The organism is Sediminimonas qiaohouensis DSM 21189 (assembly GCF_000423645.1).
Taxonomy (GTDB): domain Bacteria; phylum Pseudomonadota; class Alphaproteobacteria; order Rhodobacterales; family Rhodobacteraceae; genus Sediminimonas; species Sediminimonas qiaohouensis.
This window is the reverse complement of the sequence record NZ_AUIJ01000011.1, coordinates 91,686-108,501: the sequence shown is the minus strand read 5'-3', so window position 1 is coordinate 108,501 and position 16,816 is coordinate 91,686. Positions and strand designations below refer to the sequence as shown.

The following is a 16,816-nucleotide window of genomic DNA, read 5'->3' as shown; positions in this document are numbered from 1 at the left end:
GGTGATCTAGGCTTTATGTGCACTTGGCAGCGGTATATTGCATTTCCATGGAACAACACCGGATCAATCGGCTTGGGCTGCACGGCGACGGCATCGGCGATGGCCCCATCTATGCGCAAGGCGCCCTGCCCGGCGAAATCGTCAGCGGGGTGCGCACCGATAGCCGACTTGAGCAGATCAGGATTATCGAGCCATCCCCGGATCGGGTAAAGGCGCCCTGCCGCCACGCGAAATCCTGTGGCGGGTGCCAGTTGCAGCATGCCAGCGAGGCGTTCGTCGCCAACTGGAAACTCGACGTCGTCAAGCAAGCGCTGACCGCGCAGGGGCTGGAGGCCCCGTTCCGCCCGATTGTCACCTCGCCGCCCAAATCGCGACGCCGCGCAACCCTGTCGGCCCGGCGCACGAAATCCGGGGCGATCGCCGGGTTTCATGCGCGCGGCTCGGATACCGTCGTGCAAATCCCCGATTGCCAATTGCTGCACCCTGACTTGATGGCCGCGCTGCCCGTTGCCGAGCAACTCGCGCGCATCGGGACCAGCCGAAAGGGCGAGTTGAGCGTGCAGGCGACCCTTTCACTGGCTGGGCTGGATATCGCTGTGCAGGGCGGCAAGCCGCTTGATGCTGCCCTGCGCGCAGCCTTGGCCGCCGAGGCGGAACGCCACAAACTGGCGCGGCTATCTTGGCAGGATGAGTGCGTCGCGATGCGCGCGCGGCCCGAACAGGCGTTCGGGAAATCCAGGGTCGCGCCACCGCCCGGCGCCTTTTTGCAGGCCACCCCGGAGGGCGAGCAAGCGTTGCTATCCGCCGTTCGCGAAATCATGTCGGGCACCAACCGGATTGCCGACCTGTTCGCCGGGTGCGGCACCTTCGCCCTGCCGCTTGCCGAAACCGCCGAGGTTCTCGCGGTAGAGGGCGACGCCGCGATGATCGCCGCACTGGACGAGGGGTGGCGGCATGCGACGGGCCTGAAGCAAGTCACCAGCACCGCGCGCGATCTGTTCCGGCGCCCCCTGCGCAGCGAGGAATTGCGCGGCGTCGCAGGCGTCGTGATCGACCCGCCCCGCGCCGGCGCCGAGGCACAGGTCGAGGAACTGGCGCAGGCGCAAGTCGGGCGCATCGCCTTTGTGTCGTGCAACCCTGTGACATTCGCGCGCGACGCCAAGCGCCTTGTGGACGCGGGATATCGCATTCGGTTCATTCAGGTGGTAGATCAGTTTCGATGGTCCAGCCATGTCGAGCTGGTGGCAGGTTTTCATTTGCCGGGGCCACAATGATGCCGCGCACATGGGGTATATTGACGATGACGGCCAAGGATCGGGGAGAGTTCGAATGCTTCGCATCATAGGGACACTGGCGGCGCTGATCGCGCTGACGGGATGCGCCAGCAAATTCAAGACCTATAACGGCCCCGAGGTGACCCGTGTCATCCTGGTCAAGCAAGAGCGCGCGCTACACCTGATGCACAACGGTGTGCCGCTCAAGTCATACGATGTGGGGCTGGGGTTCGCGCCGAACGGGCATAAAGAGAAAGAGGGCGACGGGCGCACGCCGGAAGGCGAGTACGAAATCGACCGCCGTAACCCGGACAGCGAATTTCACCTTTCCATCGGTATCTCATACCCGAATGAAAAGGATATCGAGCTCGCCGAGGAAGAAGGGCACGATCCGGGCGGCGACATATTCATCCACGGCCGCCCGTGGAAATATCGCAAGGGGGGCCGCGATTGGACAGCGGGCTGCATCGCGGTCACCAACAGGGAAATCGAAGAGATCTACGCGATGGTGCGTAATGAGACGCCGATCACGATTATTCCGTGACCTGCGCCTCGGCCGATTTTGATCCATCGCCCATGATGAGGGTCCACCAGATTTTCCCGTTCGATTCCTGATGCCAGGCAAACCCCATATCGTTGGCTTGCTTGTTGAGGATGACCCGCTTGGTGCTTTTCTCTTCCATCCAGGCCGAAAGCGTTTGCAACTCGGTCTCGTAGGTTTCCGAGATATTCTCGCCCAGGAATACCCCGTCATACCCGATCCGCTGCACCCGTTCGAGCGGCGAAGAGCCGTCCGAGCCGAAGTGCCACGGCCGGTTTTGGCGCGACATGTCCCGCGAATGCGTGTCCGCCGCGGCATTGAGGCGGGAATTCAGTTTGACCGGCTGCGCGCCCGACGCTTGCCTCAGGGAATTCACGGCATCCAGCATCCGGTATTGGATCTCGGACTTGTCGCCAAAGCCGATTCGGTAGAGCCGCGGCAAGGGTTTGCCGTCGGCGCCCATCCTGGGTTCAGCCGGCTCTGGGGTGGTGCACGCCGCCAGGGAAACGGCAAGGACGCAAATCAGGGAAAACAAACGCATCATGGGGCCAGTCCAGTATCCTATTTCCGACATGCATATAATGGCCAGCGCAATGTTTCAAACGCAACTCCGCGTGAAGCCGCCTGATGACAGGAGTTTGAATTGCGACTGCTGCATTCACGTCATATATTTAACGCGATACCGTATAGCGGCACCTTGATGGAGCAATATGATGACAAGATCCCGGATGACTCCCTTCTCTCGAAGGGCCTTCGTTGTGGGCAGCGGCGCGTTCCTGGCAAGTCCGGCGCTGGCACAGGGGTCGGCCACCGGCGCGGAAACCACGGAGATGGAGGATAACCTGTCGCAGGTAGTGCGCAGGAACATATCCTCGTTCAGGGCCCTTGATTGGAAGCCGTATTTCACCAACCTCAGGAATGGCGCGGTCCTCGTGGACGTGGATTCCCGCGCGCTGCACTTCTGGTCCGAGGATGAAAGCGTGTACAAGCTTTACCCCTCCAGCGTTCCGCTGACCGAAGACCTGACGCGGCGCGGGCGCACGCGCGTGGTTCGCAAGGTCGAGGGCCCATCGTGGCGCCCGACACCGGCAATGAAACGCCGCAACCCGGAATGGCCCGACTACGTGCCGCCGGGGCCTGACAACCCACTGGGAACGCATGCGCTCTACCTGAGCTGGACCTACTACCGCATCCACGGCACCCACGACACGCGAAAAATCGGTCGCCGATCCTCAAACGGGTGTATTGGCCTCTATAATGAGCATATCCAGGAGCTGTTCGCCCTGACCAAGGTCGGCACGCAAGTGTTGCTTATTTGACGACATTTCGGCCATTTTACCCCGACCGGCATTAACTTGGGTTTGCAATCAAACGGGTTTGCTGCTTAGACAGAGGCACGAGGTAAGTCTTGGGTGCTTGTCGCAAAACTTGGTATGGCGACAGGCAAATATCTGGAGGATAACATGAAGAAACTTGTTCTGGCTGCTGCTCTGACCGCCGCTGCATCGACCGCGTCCGCTGGCAACTATGCCGAGCCGATGGTTGAAGCACCTGTTGTCGTGGAAGAGACCGCAAGCTCGTCCGCCGGCAACATCCTGGTGCCGCTGGTCCTGCTGGCAGTTGCTGTTGCAGTCGCTCACTAAATCGATCGCTCAGGCGATATCGACAAGATGCGAAAAGGCGGTGGAACATTTCCACCGCCTTTTCTATTTCTCACAAGGCCGGGCGTCTTGCGTGGATAGTCTCAATCGATCCACCCCTTCAGGTTTTCATCAATGACCGCGCTCAGTGCCTTGATATGCGCCGGCGCGTCGTTGAGGCAGGGAATATAGGTGAACTGCTCGCCTCCGGCCTCTTCAAAGCTTTCCTTGATCTCTTCGTTGATCTCTTCGAGCGTCTCGATGCAGTCGGCAGAAAACGCGGGCGCCATGACGGCGATTTTCTTTTTTCCCTCATCACGGGCCAGGCGCGCGACCTCTTCGACGGTGTAGGGTTTCAACCACTCTTCGGGACCGAACACCGATTGGAACGTGGTCCTGATTTCCGTGTCGTCCCAGCCCAACCGCTCTTTCAACAGCCGCGTCGTTTTCTGGCATTCGCAGTGATACGGATCGCCCTGCATCAGGTATCGCTTGGGCATGCCGTGGTACGACACCACCAGGATATCGGGACGCTCCGCGATATTGGCATAGGCCTTCTCGACCGACTCCGCGAGCGCCTCGACATAAAGCGGGTGCTCGAAATACGGGTCCACCGTGCGCGCGGTCGGCTGCCAGGTTTCCGCCATCAACGCCTTGAAGAAGGCATCGTTCGCCGTGGCCGACGTGGCCCCCGCATAGTGCGGATAAAGCGGGAAAAACAGGATCTTGGTGCATCCGGCATCCACCATCTTGCGCACCTTCGATTTGGTCGACGGGTTTCCATAGCGCATGCAGAAATCGACCATCACCTGATCCCCGTGACGGGCCTTCATTTCCTCGGCGATCTTGGCGGTCTGATCCTTGGTAATGGTCATCAGGGGGCTCTCGCCCTTGTCCTCGTTCCAGATCGATTTGTAGGCCGCGCCGCTGGTGAACGGGCGCTTCGTGAGGATGATAAGCTGCAACAAGGGTTGCCATTTCCACGGGCTGTAGTCGATCACGCGCCGATCCGACAGAAACTCGTTCAAGTAGCGGCGCATCGACCAATAGTCGTAATTGTCCGGTGTGCCGAGGTTCGCCAAAAGGATACCGACCTTGGACGGTTTGATCGCAGGGTGATCCGCCGGGGCGTGGGCGGGGCAAACGGCTGTGTCGGTGGCGTCCGGCATCTGGCGGTCCTCAAATCGTGATTTTTGCATAGGTCAACGCGTGACATAACGGGTCAGACCCGTAGGTCAATCGCGAAGCGGCTTTTCTATGCTACCCAATGCATCCGCCAGGCTTGTGGTCGCCGATCCCGGCCGCAGCGGTTTGGGCTGATTTTCGTCAGGGGCCCACCCCGTCAGGAATATCAGCTCGAAGGTCGCCGGGATACGCCCGTCATCGCCCCCATGCGCCTGCGCGTATCGCGCTGCCGCATCGCGTAGCACCGATGGCCGCGTCGGATGGCGCAGGCGATCTGCAAGTGCGTTCGCCTCGCCCATGGCGCGCAATTCCCGCATCAGGTGGAATGCGTCCCGATAGCTGGTGGGTAAGGTCAGGCTGTCGGCAACCGGCAAGGCCAGACCCGCCCGCTGCAACAGCGCGCCCAGGTCACGGATATCGCCCATCGGCAAAACGCGCGGCGACAAACCGCCTGTTTTCTCAACCTCGGCAGAGGCAAGCGCAGCGCGCAACTCCTGCAGGGTTTCGCCGCCGTACAGAACCGCCAACAGCAGCCCATCGGGCTTGAGCGCCCGGCGGCATTGGATCAACTGCCCGACCGGGTCGTTCGCCCAATGCAAGCACATCGCATGGATCACCAGATCATGCGCGCCCTCGTCCAGCGCCAGCACCTCTTCGTCCTCGACGATGCGCGCTTGCGGCCAATGATCCACCCATAGTGACGCATCTCCGGCCACGATCGCGGGTGCGGTAAAGGTTCTATTAACCATTCCAAGCCGAAACTGGACCTCATCAAGTGCCGCCTCGTGCAGAAACTGCACGGGCGCGCGCGATGCGCGCGCGCGATTGCGCATCAGGGCGGTGCGGTCGGTCAGGCGAGGGGCGTTATTCATGCCGGCAAAGATAGGACCGCGCGCATGAGGATTCAAACGGCATTACGCCTCATCTACCCGGCGCGCTGCCTTTCATGCGGCGACCTGGTCGAAAGCGACTTTGGTCTGTGCGGCAGTTGCTGGCGCGATACGCCATTCATCGGCGGGCTGGTCTGCGACGGATGCGGTGCGCCACTTCCGGGCGAAGCGGGTCCGGGCGGGGAGTTGTGCGATGATTGCATGACCACGCCCCGGCCATGGGTCGCGGGGCGCGCGGCGCTTCTTTACCGGGACAATGCGCGCAAGATGGTCCTCGCGCTGAAACACGGCGACCGGCAGGAAATCGCGCGACCGGCCGCGTTGTGGATGGCGCGCGCGGCAAGGCCGCTGCTGACGGGTGAGCCCCTTATTGCGCCTGTCCCCCTGCATTGGACCCGCATGATCAGACGCCGATTCAATCAATCCGCGCTGCTTGCTCAATACCTCGCGCAGCACACGGGTCTTGAGGTGTGCCCCGACCTTCTGCTCAGGCGCAAGCGTACCAAATCACTGGACGGGATGGACCACGCGCAGCGCTTTGGCGCCCTGTCCGATGCGATCACGGCAAATCCGCGTCACGTTCCACGCATGGAAGGGCGGAGCATAGTGATCGTTGACGATGTGCTGACTTCCGGCGCCACATTGTCCGCGGCAACCGACGCCTGCATTGCTGCGGGCGCTGCACAAGTTTCGGTTCTTGCACTGGCACGCGTTGCAAAGGATGCCTAAATCCGAGACAACATGCGCAAAGACAAGGATAGGCATATGCAAACCGTCGAAATCTACACATCGCCCCTATGCGGGTTCTGCCACGCGGCAAAACGATTGTTGAACAACAAGGGCATCAGCTATGCCGAGGTGGATGTCCTGGCCGACCCCGCCCGCAAACCCGAGATGATTCAGCGCGCGAATGGCGGGCGCACGGTGCCACAGATCTTTGTCGGCGAAACGCACGTGGGCGGATGCGACGAGTTGTATGCGCTTGATCGCGCGGGCAAACTTGACGCGCTGTTGGCAGGCTAGGCGACATGCGCACCGCGTTGCTGCAGATGACATCGGGCGATATGCCGCTTGAAAACCTGGCGGTAACGCGGGCGATGGTGCGGCAGGCGGCGGATGGCGGCGCGGGCTTTGTCCTGACACCCGAGGTCACGAATTGCGTCTCGACTAGCCGCACGCATCAACGCGCGGTCCTGTCGCACGAAGCGCAGGATGAGACCCTAGCTACCCTGCGCCGGGACGCGGCCGAGTTAAAGCTGTGGCTTCTGATCGGGTCGCTTGCGCTCAAGACAAATGACGCCGACGGGCGCTTTGCCAACCGGTCGTTCCTGATCGGACCGGACGGAGGGGTTCACGCGCGCTATGACAAGATCCACATGTTCGACGTGCAGGTTTCGGAAAGCGAAACGTTCCGCGAGTCGGAGGGTTTCAGGCCGGGGGCGCAAGCGGTGTGCGCCGACACGCCATTTGCGCGACTGGGGCTGAGCGTGTGCTACGACGTGCGCTTTGCCTACCTATACCGTGCGCTGGCCAAGGCCGGCGCGCAGGTTTTGACGGTTCCGGCGGCGTTTTCCCCGGTGACAGGCGCCGCGCATTGGGAGGTTTTGCTGCGCGCCCGCGCGATCGAAACGGGCTGCTACGTGCTGGCGCCCGCCCAAACCGGGCAGCACGCCATATCGCGCGGCAAACCGCGCCAGACATACGGCCATAGCCTTGCCATCGCGCCGTGGGGCGAAATCCTGTGCGATGCGGGGACAGATCCGGGCGTTACATTCGTTGATCTGGATATGGAAGCCGTGGCACAAGCACGCAAGCGCGTTCCCGCGCTTGAGCATGACCGCGACTTCGGTGACCCGGATGAATGACACCAGCAATGCACTTGCCGTAACGCTGTTCAGTGAAATCCTGACGGCGGATCAACTCGTGCGCAACAGGTTGTCGCGCGTCCTGCCCAAGGGCATGGAAATCTCGCATTTCTCGGTTCTCAATCACCTTGCACGCGCCGGGGCCGAACGCAGCCCGGCACAATTGGCGCGGAGCTTTCACGTCACGCGCGGCGCGATGACCAACACGCTTAGCAAGTTGGAATGGGCGGGCTACATCCATATCCGCCCCGATTGGGACGACGCCCGCCGCAAGATGGTCGCGATCAGCCCCGCAGGGCGCCAGGCCCGCGATGCGGCGCTGGCGGCGATTTCCCCGATGATCGGCGAACTGGTCAGTGAACTGGGTGAATCCAAGGTGCGCGCCGTCCTGCCCATCCTGCGGGAGCTTCGGCTCAAGCTCGAGGCATAGCGCGCCCCCTATGCCGGTTTTACGCTGGCGGTGACGTAGTTCACGCCAAGATCGCGGGCGGAAAGCGACCATTGCCACGACACCGGGTTGAACACGAAACCCTTGCGGTCCACCGGCTCCAACCCGGCGTTGCGCATCAACTCATACAGCTCGTCCGGCGTGATGAACTTGGCCCATTCATGCGTACCCTTGGGCAACCACCGCATCACGTATTCCGCGCCGGCGATGGCCATGGCAAAGCTTTTGGCGTTGCGGTTTATGGTCGAACAGATGTGCAAACCGCCGGGTTTGAGCAACTGGCGGCACGCCGTCAGATAGGCCAGCGGATCAGCGACATGTTCGACCACCTCCATGTTCAGGACGACATCGAACTGCTCGCCCGCTTCGGCCAGCGCCTCGGCCGTGGTAAAGCGGTAGTCGATGCTCAATCCCGACTGCTCGGCATGGACCTGCGCGACGGGGATATTGCCCTCGGCCGCGTCGGCGCCGACAACATCCGCGCCAAGCCGCGCCATCGGTTCCGATAGCAACCCCCCGCCACAGCCGATATCAAGCAGGCGCAGCCCGACAAAAGGTTTCTCCGCCCCAAGGTCACGGTCGAATTCAGCGGCAATCTGCTGCGTGATATAGTCGAGCCTGCACGGGTTGAGCATGTGCAGAGGCTTGAACTTGCCGTTCGGATCCCACCACTCGGCGGCCATGGCCTCGAACTTGGCAACTTCGGACAAATCAATCGTGCTGTGACCTGCTTGCATTCTGCTCTCCATGTGCTCTTTTGAGTGACGGGGATCATATAGGACTATCATGGACAAATTCCTGAGCCAAAAAAGCGCACACAGCTATCTGCATCCACCGCGCGACCCGTTCGATCAGCGCATGATGGATGTTGGAGACGGGCACAAGATATATGTCGAACAATCCGGCAATCCCGCCGGGCGGGCCGTGGTTGTCCTTCATGGCGGCCCGGGCGGCGGGTGCAGCCCGGCGATGCGGCGGTATTTCGATCCCTCTGTTTACCGCGTGATCCTGTTCGATCAGCGCGGCTGCGGCCGCTCACAGCCGCATGCCAGCGTCGAGGCCAACACCACGTGGCACCTGGTTGATGATATCGAGTTGATCCGCACCGAGCTTGGCATCGACAAATGGGCCGTTTTCGGCGGTAGCTGGGGCGCGACGCTGGCGTTGATCTATGCACAGGCGCACCCGGGGTCGGTCGAGCACCTGATCCTGCGTGGGGTTTTTCTGGCGACGGAGGCCGAGTTGCAATGGTTCTACGGCGGTGGCGCGGGGCGGTTCTGGCCCGACGTATGGGCGCGCTTTGTCGGTCTTATCCCGAAAGACGAGCGCGACGACATGATCAGTGCCTATCACAAGAGACTGTTTTCCGAGGATTTGCGAGAGCAGACAATTCACGCCAAGGCATGGACGGCCTGGGAAAACGCGCTGGCGTCGGTTCAGTCCTCGGGCATGGGCGGCGACACACCCGACCACTATGCGCGCGCATTTGCGCGGCTGGAAAACCACTATTTCACCAATCGCGCGTTTTTGGGGTATGATGGGCAGATCCTGGATCAGATCGACAGGATCGCGCATATTCCGGGCGTCATCGTGCAAGGGCGCTACGACATGATCTGCCCGCCCTATTCCGCGTGGTCGCTTGCGGAATGCTGGCCGCACGCGGATCTGCGGATGATCCGAAACGCGGGGCATGCCCTGTCGGAGCCGGGCATCAGCGCCGAGTTGGTCCGCGTGATGCACCAGATCGGGGAAACCTAGGCGCGCGGGCCAATCCCCCGGCAACGCGAATGCCCCTTGCAGACTCAGCCAGCGAGGCGTATATGACTGCCATCAGCGGCGCGTCGGGGTCCAAACCCGCGCACCACCGGGAACGACCGACGGGCCGCAGCGCCCGTTTTTTTATGTCCGAAAGGCACGTCCAAACCCATGAGCAACGACCTGATCGCCAAAGCGGCCATGGATCGCAGGCTGGCCGAGATCATTACTCCCGTGGTCGAAGACATGGGATTCGAGTTGGTGCGCGTCAGGCTGATGAGCGGCAAGACGAACACCCTGCAGATCATGGCGGATCGCCCCGGGGGCGGCATCGAAGTGGACGATTGCGCCGACATCAGCACCGCACTCAGCGCGGTTTTGGATGTCGAAGACCCCATTCTTGACGAATACGTGCTGGAGGTTTCCAGCCCCGGCATCGATCGCCCCCTGACCCGGCTAAAGGATTTCGACGCCTTCGAGGGATACGAGGCAAAGGTGGAAACGACCGAACTGATCGATGGCCGCCGGCGCTTCAAGGGCGAATTGGCCGGCACCGAAGGGTCCGAGGTCCTGATCAACCTGCCCGAAGGGACGATCGGCCTGGAATTCGACTGGTTGTCGGACGCCAAACTGGTGCTCACCGACGACTTGATCAAGGACATGCTGAAGAGCCGCAAAGACGCCAGCACACTGAACGAAACCGCATTCGACGATATCGAGACTGAAACCCGGTCTGAGGAGGACTGAGACCATGGCAATCACTTCCGCAAACCAGCTGGAGCTGCTGCAAACCGCCGAGGCCGTGGCCCGCGAAAAGATGATCGACCCGGGGCTGGTTGTGGAAGCGATGGAAGAATCCCTCGCCCGCGCCGCCAAGAGCCGCTACGGCAGCGAAATGGACATCCGCGTCAGCATCGACCGCAAGACCGGGCGCGCCACGTTCACCCGCGTGCGCACCGTGGTCGAGGATGATGAGCTTGAGAATTACCAGGCGGAGATGACCGTCGAGCAAGCCAAGCAATACCTCGACGATCCCAAGGTCGGCGATCAGTTCATCGAAGAAGTGCCGCCGGTCGAAATGGGCCGTATCGCCGCGCAAAGCGCCAAGCAGGTCATCTTGCAAAAGGTGCGCGAAGCCGAACGCGACCGCCAGTACGAAGAATTCAAGGACCGCGCGGGCACCATCATCAACGGCCTGGTCAAGCGCGAGGAATACGGCAACGTCATCGTTGACGTGGGCCGCGGCGAGGCAATCCTGCGCCGCAGCGAAAAGATCGGCCGCGAAGCCTATAGGCCGAACGACCGCATCCGCGCCTACATCAAGGACGTGCGCCGCGAGGCCCGCGGCCCGCAGATATTCCTGAGCCGGACCGACCCGCAATTCATGGCCGAGCTGTTCAAGATGGAAGTGCCGGAGATCTACGACGGCATCATCGAGATCAAGGCCGTTGCCCGCGATCCGGGCTCGCGCGCCAAGATCGGCGTGATTTCGTATGATGGCGGGATCGACCCCGTCGGCGCCTGCGTCGGCATGCGCGGCAGCCGCGTGCAGGCCGTCGTGAACGAGCTTCAGGGCGAAAAGATCGACATCATCCCGTGGAACGAGGATCAGGCGACCTTCCTTGTCAACGCGTTGCAGCCCGCCGAAGTCAGCAAGGTGGTGATCGACGAGGATGCCAGCCGAATCGAAGTGGTCGTTCCCGATGAACAGTTGAGCCTTGCCATCGGTCGGCGCGGCCAGAACGTGCGCCTGGCCAGCCAACTGACTGGGCTGGACATCGACATCATGACCGAAAGCGAGGATTCAGAACGCCGTCAGAAGGAATTCGAAGCGCGCACCAAGCTGTTCATGGACACGCTGGATCTGGACGAATTCTTTGCGCAGCTCCTCGTATCCGAGGGGTTCACCTCGCTCGAAGAGGTCGCCTATGTCGAGCGCGACGAGCTGTTGGTCATCGAAGGCGTGGACGAGGACACCGCCGAAGAGCTGCAGGCCCGCGCACGCGAATACCTGGATGCGCAGGCCAAGGCGGCGCTGGAAAAGGCGCGCGAGATGGGAGTTGAAGACAGCCTGGTTGAATTCGAAGGCCTGACACCCCAAATGATCGAGGCATTGGCCGAAGACGACGTGAAGACGCTCGAGGATTTCGCCACCTGCGCCGATTGGGAGCTTGCTGGCGGCTGGACCACTGTCGATGGCGAGCGGGTCAAGGACGAAGGCCTTCTTGAGAAATTCGACGTGTCGCTGGCCGAAGCGCAAAACATGATCATGACGGCGCGCGTCATGCTGGGCTGGGTCGACCCCGAAGAACTGAACAAGGATGAGGAGGCCGATGAGCCAGCCGCCGAATCCGAAGAGGAAGCGGAGGCCTGATCGCGGGCCTTCGGGAGAATCGTATGGGGCGCGCAGGGCGAACCGGAGAACAAAGGGCACCAAGCCCCGAGCGAAAATGCATCGCGACAGGCGAGGTGTTGCCGACGCACGCATTGATCCGGTTCGTAATTTCGCCCGAGGGCGAGGTCGCGCCGGATCTCTTGGGCAAGCTGCCCGGGCGAGGCATCTGGGTTTCGGCCCAGAGACCCGCCCTGACGCGGGCCGCGAAAAAGGGGCTTTTCGCCCGCGCGGCCAAACAGCCGGTGAAGGTGCCCGACGACCTGGTGGATCGGGTAGAAACCATGCTGGCGCGCAGGGTTGTGAATTTGATAAGCTTGGCCCGGAAGGGTGGCGAAGCCGTTTCTGGCTACGAAAAGGTCAAGGACTGGCTGGGCAAGGAACAGGCAGTAATCCTGATTCAGGCCAGCGACGGGTCTGAACGCGGGAAGTCGAAGTTAAGTACGCCCAAATGGGGCTCATTCATCGGCTGGCTGACGGCGGATGAGTTGGGTTTGGCATTCGGGCGACAAACTGTGATACATGCAGCGCTTGGCGCTGGAGGTTTGGCCTCGCGTGTTGTAGACGAGGCGGCAAGACTGAAGGGTCTTCGTGTCTCGAACGACACGAAGGCCACCGGAAAGGATAGAAGAGCCACATGAGCGACAACGACGGTAAAAAGACTTTGGGTGTACGTGGCGGTCCCCGTTCGGGGAACGTGAAGCAGAGCTTCAGCCATGGGCGGACCAAGAACGTCGTGGTGGAAACCAAGCGCAAGCGCGTTGTGGTTCCCAAGCCCAGTTCGGGTAAGCCTGCCGCGTCGGGCGGTGGCACATCGCAGCCGTCGCAGGGTGATCCCAAGAAGCGTCCGGCAGGCATCTCCGATGCCGAGATGGAGCGCCGACTGAAGGCCCTTCAGGCTGCCAAGGCCCGCGAAGCCGAAGAAGCCGAAAAGCGCGAAGCCGAGGAAAAGAATCGCGAGGCAGAGCGCCAGCGCCGCCGCGAAGAGGCCGAGGCCAAGGAACGCGAAGAGCGTGAGCGCGAAGAGGCCCTCAAGGCCAAGGCCGAGGAAGAGGCCCGCGCCAAGCGCGAGGCCGAAGAAGCCCAGGAAGCCGAGAAGCGCGCCAAGGAGGCCCCCGCGCCGGCGCCGGAGGAAACACCAGCCCCCGCACGCGGTGCAGGCAAAGCCGCCCCCACCCCGGCCCGCAAGAAAGAGCGCGCCCAGGACGAGCGCCCCACGCGTGGCAAAGGCAAGAACGATGGCCGCCGCTCGGGCAAGCTGACGCTCAACCAGGCGCTGTCGGGCGGCGAAGGTGGCCGCCAGAAATCCATGGCCGCAATGAAGCGCAAGCAAGAGCGTGCGCGCCAGAAAGCCATGGGTCAGAATGTCGAGCGTGAAAAGATCGTGCGCGACGTGCAACTGCCCGAAACGATCGTGGTGTCCGAACTGGCCAACCGCATGGCCGAACGCGTTGGCGCCGTGGTCAAGGCGCTGATGCAGAACGGCATGATGGTCACGCAGAACCAATCGATCGATGCCGACACCGCCGAGCTTATCATCGAGGAATTCGGCCACCGCGTCGTGCGCGTCTCGGATGCCGATGTCGAAGACGTCATCGCGCATGTCGAGGACAAGGAAGAAGATCTCAAGCCGCGCCCGCCCGTGATCACCATCATGGGCCACGTGGACCACGGCAAGACATCGCTTCTGGACGCGATCCGCGACGCGAAGGTCGTCTCGGGCGAGGCTGGCGGCATCACGCAGCATATTGGCGCCTACCAGGTGACAACCGATAGCGGTGCAACCTTGTCGTTCCTCGACACGCCGGGCCACGCGGCCTTTACCTCGATGCGGTCCCGCGGGGCGCAGGTGACGGATATCGTCGTGCTGGTCGTGGCCGCCGATGACGCGGTGATGCCGCAGACGATCGAGGCGATCAACCACGCCAAGGCGGCCGAAGTGCCGATGATCGTGGCGATCAACAAGATCGACAAGCCCGAAGCCAACCCCGACAAGGTGCGCACCGACCTGTTGCAGCACGAAGTCGTGGTCGAAGCGATGTCCGGCGACGTGCAGGATGTCGAAGTCAGTGCCGTAACCGGCCAGGGTTTGGATGAACTTCTCGAGGCGATCGCGCTTCAGGCGGAGATTCTTGAGCTCAAGGCTAACCCCGACCGCGCCGCCGAAGGCGCCGTGATCGAGGCCAAGCTGGATGTCGGCCGCGGCCCGGTTGCCACCGTCTTGGTGCAAAAAGGCACGCTGCATCAAGGTGATATCTTCGTCGCGGGGGAACAGTACGGCAAGGTTCGCGCGCTGATCAACGACCGTGGTGAGCGGGTCAAGGACGCAGGGCCCTCCGTCCCGGTCGAGGTTCTGGGCCTCAATGGCACACCCGAGGCGGGCGATGTCCTCAACGTCGTCGAGACCGAGGCGCAGGCACGCGAGATCGCCGAGTACCGTCAGGAGAAATCCAAGGAGAAGCGGGCCGCCGCTGGTGCCGCGACGACGCTGGAACAGCTCATGGCGCAAGCCAAGGAGGACGAGAACGTCACCGAGTTGCCGATCGTGGTCAAGGCCGATGTGCAAGGCAGTGCCGAAGCCATCGTTCAGGCGATGGAGAAGATCGGCAACGAAGAGGTCCGCGTGCGCGTTCTGCACTCCGGCGTTGGCGCCATCACCGAATCCGATATCGGCCTGGCAGAGGCATCGGGCGCGCCCGTGTTCGGCTTCAACGTGCGGGCCAATGCCCCGGCGCGCAACAGCGCCAACCAGAAGGGCGTCGAGATCCGCTACTACTCGGTCATTTACGATCTGGTGGACGATGTGAAAGCCGCCGCAAGCGGTCTGCTCAGCGCGGAGATCCGCGAGAAGTTCATCGGTTATGCCCAGATCAAGGAAGTGTTCAAGGTCACCGGCGTCGGCAAGGTTGCCGGGTGTCTCGTCACCGAAGGGATCGCCCGCCGGTCGGCCGGTGTGCGCCTGCTGCGCGACGATGTCGTTGTCCACGAGGGCACGCTCAAGACGCTCAAGCGCTTCAAGGACGAAGTGGCCGAAGTGCAATCCGGTCAGGAATGCGGGATGGCGTTCGAAAAATACGACGACATCCGCCCCGGCGACGTTATCGAGATTTTCGAGCGCGAAGAGATCGAGCGCAAGCTGGACTAATCGCCGCCATCGCATGTACCACATCAAAAGGGCCGCTCTCGCGGCCCTTTTTGTTGGTCAAAGCCAATCGCGCAGTATCGGAATAAGCGGGACATCCGCGGGCGGCATCGGGTAGTCCCGCAGCCGCTCAGGGCGCGCCCATTTCAGGGTTTGCCCTTCCTGCGCGACCGGGATGCCCTCCCACTTGCGGCAGGCAAACAGCGGCATGAGCAGGTGAAAATCGTCATAGCTGTGGCTGGCAAAGGTCAGCGGGGCAAGGCAGCTGGCCCATGTGTCGATGCCCAGCTCCTCTTGCAGCTCGCGGATCAACGCCACCTCGGGCGTCTCTCCGGGGTCGACCTTGCCGCCGGGGAATTCCCAAAGCCCCGCCATCGATTTGCCCTCGGGGCGCTGCGCCAGAAGGACACGCCCGTCGCGGTCGATCAGGGCGACGGCGGCGACCAGAACAACCTTCACGACCGATAATCCGCGTTGATATCGATGTAGCCATGCGTCAGATCGCAGGTCCAGACCGTGCAGGCCCCCTGCCCCAGCCCGATATCGACGCCGATGACCAATTCCTGATTCTTCATGTAGGCGGCGGCGGCGTCCTCGTCATACCCGGGCGCGACCCAGCCGTTGTCGGCCACCACGATATCGCCAAACCTGATCGACAGGCGGTCGCGATCCGCCGCCGCGCCGGATTTGCCAACCGCCATCACAACCCGGCCCCAATTGGCGTCTTCGCCCGCAATCGCGGTTTTGACCAGGGGCGAGTTGGCAATCGCCAACGCATGGATCTTGGCGTCGGCATCCGTGGCGGCACCGGTGACCCGGACCTCGACAAATTTCGTAGCGCCCTCGCCATCGCGCACAACCTGCTGCGCAAGGTCCAGCATCAGGGATTCCAGCGCATCGGCGAATTCCTTGCTGTCGTCAACGGCCACGCCCGACGCCCCGGTCGCCCCGATGATCAGGCTGTCGGACGTGGACGTGTCGCTATCGACGGTGATGCAGTTGAAGGTGCGATCGGTCAGGCGCGTCAGCATCGATTGCAACGCCGGACGCGCGATCTGTGCGTCGGTAAATATGTAGACCAGCATCGTCGCCATATCCGGCGCGATCATGCCAGAGCCTTTGGCGATGCCCGCGATCCGAACGGGTTTGCCGTCGATCACCACTTCGCGCGCGGCCCCCTTTGGGAACGTGTCGGTCGTCATGATCGCCTGCGCCGCGCCCTCGATCCCCGCAGGGCTAAGCGAGGCGGCAAGCGAATCAATCGCGTCAACGATGCGTTCATGCGGCAGCGGCTCGCCGATGACGCCGGTAGAGGCCGGGAATATCCGCGCCTCGGGCACCCCAAGACGCGCCGCAAGCGCGGCGTTGATCGACCGGACAGATTCCGCCCCGTGCTTTCCGGTAAAGGCATTGGCGTTGCCCGAGTTTACGATGATCGCCGCGCCATCGTCGCTATCGGCGCCTATCTTGGACTGGCAATCCAGAACCGGCGCCGAACGGGTGGCGGATCGCGTGAAAACGCCCGCCACCGTGCTACCCGGGGAAAGGCGGGCCAACATCACATCGGCGCGCCCTGAATAGCGAACCCCCGCTTGCACACTGGCAAAGCTGACCCCGCCGATTTCGGGAAGTGCCGGAAATTCCTTGGGTGCCAGTGGCGATTTCGCGGGGGTGTTGCCCATGG

General features: G+C 62.3%; 19 protein-coding genes. 13 read left to right on the top strand and 6 right to left on the bottom strand.

Annotated elements, in window-relative coordinates; translation table 11 throughout:
• Nucleotides 1–47: 47 nt before the first annotated feature.
• Nucleotides 48–1,274: a class I SAM-dependent RNA methyltransferase gene (locus G568_RS0111000; RefSeq protein ID WP_026758088.1), complete on the top strand. Its 1,227-nt coding sequence runs from the start codon at nucleotides 48–50 to the stop codon at nucleotides 1,272–1,274.
• A gap of 55 nt (nucleotides 1,275–1,329) precedes the next feature.
• Entirely contained in the window at nucleotides 1,330–1,818 is a 489-nt protein-coding gene (locus tag G568_RS0110995; protein WP_026758087.1) for a L,D-transpeptidase family protein, read from the top strand.
• Here the strand turns inward: G568_RS0110995 and dalA are convergent.
• A complete protein-coding gene (dalA, locus tag G568_RS0110990; protein ID WP_026758086.1) occupies nucleotides 1,808–2,359 on the bottom strand; it encodes a divisome-associated lipoprotein DalA in 552 nt (183 codons plus the stop codon). The two genes, G568_RS0110995 and dalA, sit on opposite strands and share 11 nt — an antisense overlap.
• A 184-nt stretch (nucleotides 2,360–2,543) precedes the next feature.
• Here dalA and G568_RS0110985 point away from each other — a divergent pair, with 184 nt between their 5' ends.
• Nucleotides 2,544–3,134 (top strand): L,D-transpeptidase, encoded by a 591-nt coding sequence (locus G568_RS0110985; RefSeq protein ID WP_310701323.1) that lies wholly within the window; start codon nucleotides 2,544–2,546, stop codon nucleotides 3,132–3,134.
• Between the two features lie 144 nt (nucleotides 3,135–3,278).
• Nucleotides 3,279–3,458, top strand: a complete 180-nt coding sequence (locus G568_RS0110980; RefSeq protein ID WP_026758084.1) for a hypothetical protein — start codon at nucleotides 3,279–3,281, stop codon at nucleotides 3,456–3,458.
• A 101-nt stretch (nucleotides 3,459–3,559) separates the two neighbouring features.
• Here G568_RS0110980 and hemH read toward each other — a convergent pair whose 3' ends face one another.
• Together hemH and G568_RS0110970 are read right to left on the bottom strand one after the other, a co-directional pair.
• Nucleotides 3,560–4,624, bottom strand: coding sequence for a ferrochelatase (hemH, locus tag G568_RS0110975; protein ID WP_026758083.1), 1,065 nt, complete (start codon nucleotides 4,622–4,624; stop codon nucleotides 3,560–3,562).
• Nucleotides 4,625–4,690: 66 nt separating this feature from the next.
• Nucleotides 4,691–5,512, bottom strand: a complete 822-nt coding sequence (locus tag G568_RS0110970) for a methyltransferase domain-containing protein (protein ID WP_026758082.1) — start codon at nucleotides 5,510–5,512, stop codon at nucleotides 4,691–4,693.
• Between the two features lie 24 nt (nucleotides 5,513–5,536).
• Between G568_RS0110970 and G568_RS0110965 the strand changes: the two genes are divergently transcribed.
• From G568_RS0110965 to G568_RS0110950, 4 genes are read left to right on the top strand one after another with little or no spacing between them, the layout of a single operon-like run.
• Complete coding sequence (locus G568_RS0110965; RefSeq protein WP_026758081.1) at nucleotides 5,537–6,259, top strand: ComF family protein; 723 nt, start codon at nucleotides 5,537–5,539, stop codon at nucleotides 6,257–6,259.
• A gap of 36 nt (nucleotides 6,260–6,295) precedes the next feature.
• Entirely contained in the window at nucleotides 6,296–6,553 is a 258-nt protein-coding gene (gene grxC, locus G568_RS0110960) for a glutaredoxin 3 (protein WP_026758080.1), read from the top strand.
• Nucleotides 6,554–6,558: 5 nt separating this feature from the next.
• A complete protein-coding gene (locus tag G568_RS0110955) occupies nucleotides 6,559–7,395 on the top strand; it encodes a carbon-nitrogen hydrolase family protein (RefSeq protein ID WP_026758079.1) in 837 nt (278 codons plus the stop codon).
• The gene (locus tag G568_RS0110950; protein ID WP_026758078.1) at nucleotides 7,388–7,825 is read left to right on the top strand and encodes a MarR family winged helix-turn-helix transcriptional regulator; all 438 of its coding nucleotides are present in this window, start codon (nucleotides 7,388–7,390) and stop codon (nucleotides 7,823–7,825) included. The genes G568_RS0110955 and G568_RS0110950 overlap by 8 nt, the downstream gene beginning before the upstream one ends.
• An 8-nt stretch (nucleotides 7,826–7,833) precedes the next feature.
• On the opposite strand, the gene ubiG is transcribed toward G568_RS0110950, so the two are convergent.
• On the bottom strand, nucleotides 7,834–8,580 hold the full coding sequence (ubiG, locus tag G568_RS0110945) for a bifunctional 2-polyprenyl-6-hydroxyphenol methylase/3-demethylubiquinol 3-O-methyltransferase UbiG (RefSeq protein WP_026758077.1): 747 nt from the start codon (nucleotides 8,578–8,580) through the stop codon (nucleotides 7,834–7,836).
• 49 nt (nucleotides 8,581–8,629) lie between these two features.
• Here ubiG and pip point away from each other — a divergent pair, with 49 nt between their 5' ends.
• The 5 genes from pip (at nucleotide 8,630) to infB (ending at nucleotide 15,135) form a co-directional block, all read left to right on the top strand.
• Entirely contained in the window at nucleotides 8,630–9,601 is a 972-nt protein-coding gene (gene pip, locus G568_RS0110940) for a prolyl aminopeptidase (protein WP_026758076.1), read from the top strand.
• 168 nt (nucleotides 9,602–9,769) lie between these two features.
• Nucleotides 9,770–10,345, top strand: coding sequence for a ribosome maturation factor RimP (gene rimP, locus G568_RS0110935; RefSeq protein WP_026758075.1), 576 nt, complete (start codon nucleotides 9,770–9,772; stop codon nucleotides 10,343–10,345).
• 4 nt (nucleotides 10,346–10,349) lie between these two features.
• On the top strand, nucleotides 10,350–11,972 hold the full coding sequence (gene nusA, locus G568_RS0110930; protein ID WP_026758074.1) for a transcription termination factor NusA: 1,623 nt from the start codon (nucleotides 10,350–10,352) through the stop codon (nucleotides 11,970–11,972).
• Nucleotides 11,973–11,995: 23 nt separating this feature from the next.
• Nucleotides 11,996–12,631 (top strand): RNA-binding protein, encoded by a 636-nt coding sequence (locus tag G568_RS0110925; RefSeq protein WP_026758073.1) that lies wholly within the window; start codon nucleotides 11,996–11,998, stop codon nucleotides 12,629–12,631.
• Complete coding sequence (gene infB, locus G568_RS0110920; RefSeq protein ID WP_026758072.1) at nucleotides 12,628–15,135, top strand: translation initiation factor IF-2; 2,508 nt, start codon at nucleotides 12,628–12,630, stop codon at nucleotides 15,133–15,135. Before G568_RS0110925 ends, infB begins: the two co-directional genes overlap by 4 nt.
• Nucleotides 15,136–15,192: 57 nt before the next feature.
• Here the strand turns inward: infB and mutT are convergent, their stop codons facing one another.
• Nucleotides 15,193–15,591: an 8-oxo-dGTP diphosphatase MutT gene (gene mutT / locus G568_RS0110915; RefSeq protein ID WP_026758071.1), complete on the bottom strand. Its 399-nt coding sequence runs from the start codon at nucleotides 15,589–15,591 to the stop codon at nucleotides 15,193–15,195.
• Nucleotides 15,588–16,814, bottom strand: a complete 1,227-nt coding sequence (gene argJ / locus G568_RS0110910) for a bifunctional glutamate N-acetyltransferase/amino-acid acetyltransferase ArgJ (protein ID WP_026758070.1) — start codon at nucleotides 16,812–16,814, stop codon at nucleotides 15,588–15,590. Before argJ ends, mutT begins: the two co-directional genes overlap by 4 nt.
• Between the last annotated feature and the right edge of the window lie 2 nt (nucleotides 16,815–16,816).

Coding starts and splice junctions, on each gene's coding strand:
- G568_RS0110995 (WP_026758087.1), top strand. CDS start 1,330: ATGCTTCGCATCATAGGGACACTGGCGGCGCTGATCGCGCTGACGGGA.
- rimP (WP_026758075.1), top strand. CDS start 9,770: ATGAGCAACGACCTGATCGCCAAAGCGGCCATGGATCGCAGGCTGGCC.
- pip (WP_026758076.1), top strand. CDS start 8,630: ATGGACAAATTCCTGAGCCAAAAAAGCGCACACAGCTATCTGCATCCA.
- G568_RS0110950 (WP_026758078.1), top strand. CDS start 7,388: ATGAATGACACCAGCAATGCACTTGCCGTAACGCTGTTCAGTGAAATC.
- grxC (WP_026758080.1), top strand. CDS start 6,296: ATGCAAACCGTCGAAATCTACACATCGCCCCTATGCGGGTTCTGCCAC.
- G568_RS0111000 (WP_026758088.1), top strand. CDS start 48: ATGGAACAACACCGGATCAATCGGCTTGGGCTGCACGGCGACGGCATC.
- hemH (WP_026758083.1), bottom strand. CDS start 4,624: ATGCCGGACGCCACCGACACAGCCGTTTGCCCCGCCCACGCCCCGGCG.
- G568_RS0110955 (WP_026758079.1), top strand. CDS start 6,559: ATGCGCACCGCGTTGCTGCAGATGACATCGGGCGATATGCCGCTTGAA.
- argJ (WP_026758070.1), bottom strand. CDS start 16,814: ATGGGCAACACCCCCGCGAAATCGCCACTGGCACCCAAGGAATTTCCG.
- G568_RS0110970 (WP_026758082.1), bottom strand. CDS start 5,512: ATGAATAACGCCCCTCGCCTGACCGACCGCACCGCCCTGATGCGCAAT.
- G568_RS0110965 (WP_026758081.1), top strand. CDS start 5,537: ATGAGGATTCAAACGGCATTACGCCTCATCTACCCGGCGCGCTGCCTT.
- ubiG (WP_026758077.1), bottom strand. CDS start 8,580: ATGCAAGCAGGTCACAGCACGATTGATTTGTCCGAAGTTGCCAAGTTC.
- nusA (WP_026758074.1), top strand. CDS start 10,350: ATGGCAATCACTTCCGCAAACCAGCTGGAGCTGCTGCAAACCGCCGAG.
- G568_RS0110980 (WP_026758084.1), top strand. CDS start 3,279: ATGAAGAAACTTGTTCTGGCTGCTGCTCTGACCGCCGCTGCATCGACC.
- dalA (WP_026758086.1), bottom strand. CDS start 2,359: ATGATGCGTTTGTTTTCCCTGATTTGCGTCCTTGCCGTTTCCCTGGCG.
- infB (WP_026758072.1), top strand. CDS start 12,628: ATGAGCGACAACGACGGTAAAAAGACTTTGGGTGTACGTGGCGGTCCC.
- G568_RS0110985 (WP_310701323.1), top strand. CDS start 2,544: ATGACTCCCTTCTCTCGAAGGGCCTTCGTTGTGGGCAGCGGCGCGTTC.
- G568_RS0110925 (WP_026758073.1), top strand. CDS start 11,996: ATGGGGCGCGCAGGGCGAACCGGAGAACAAAGGGCACCAAGCCCCGAG.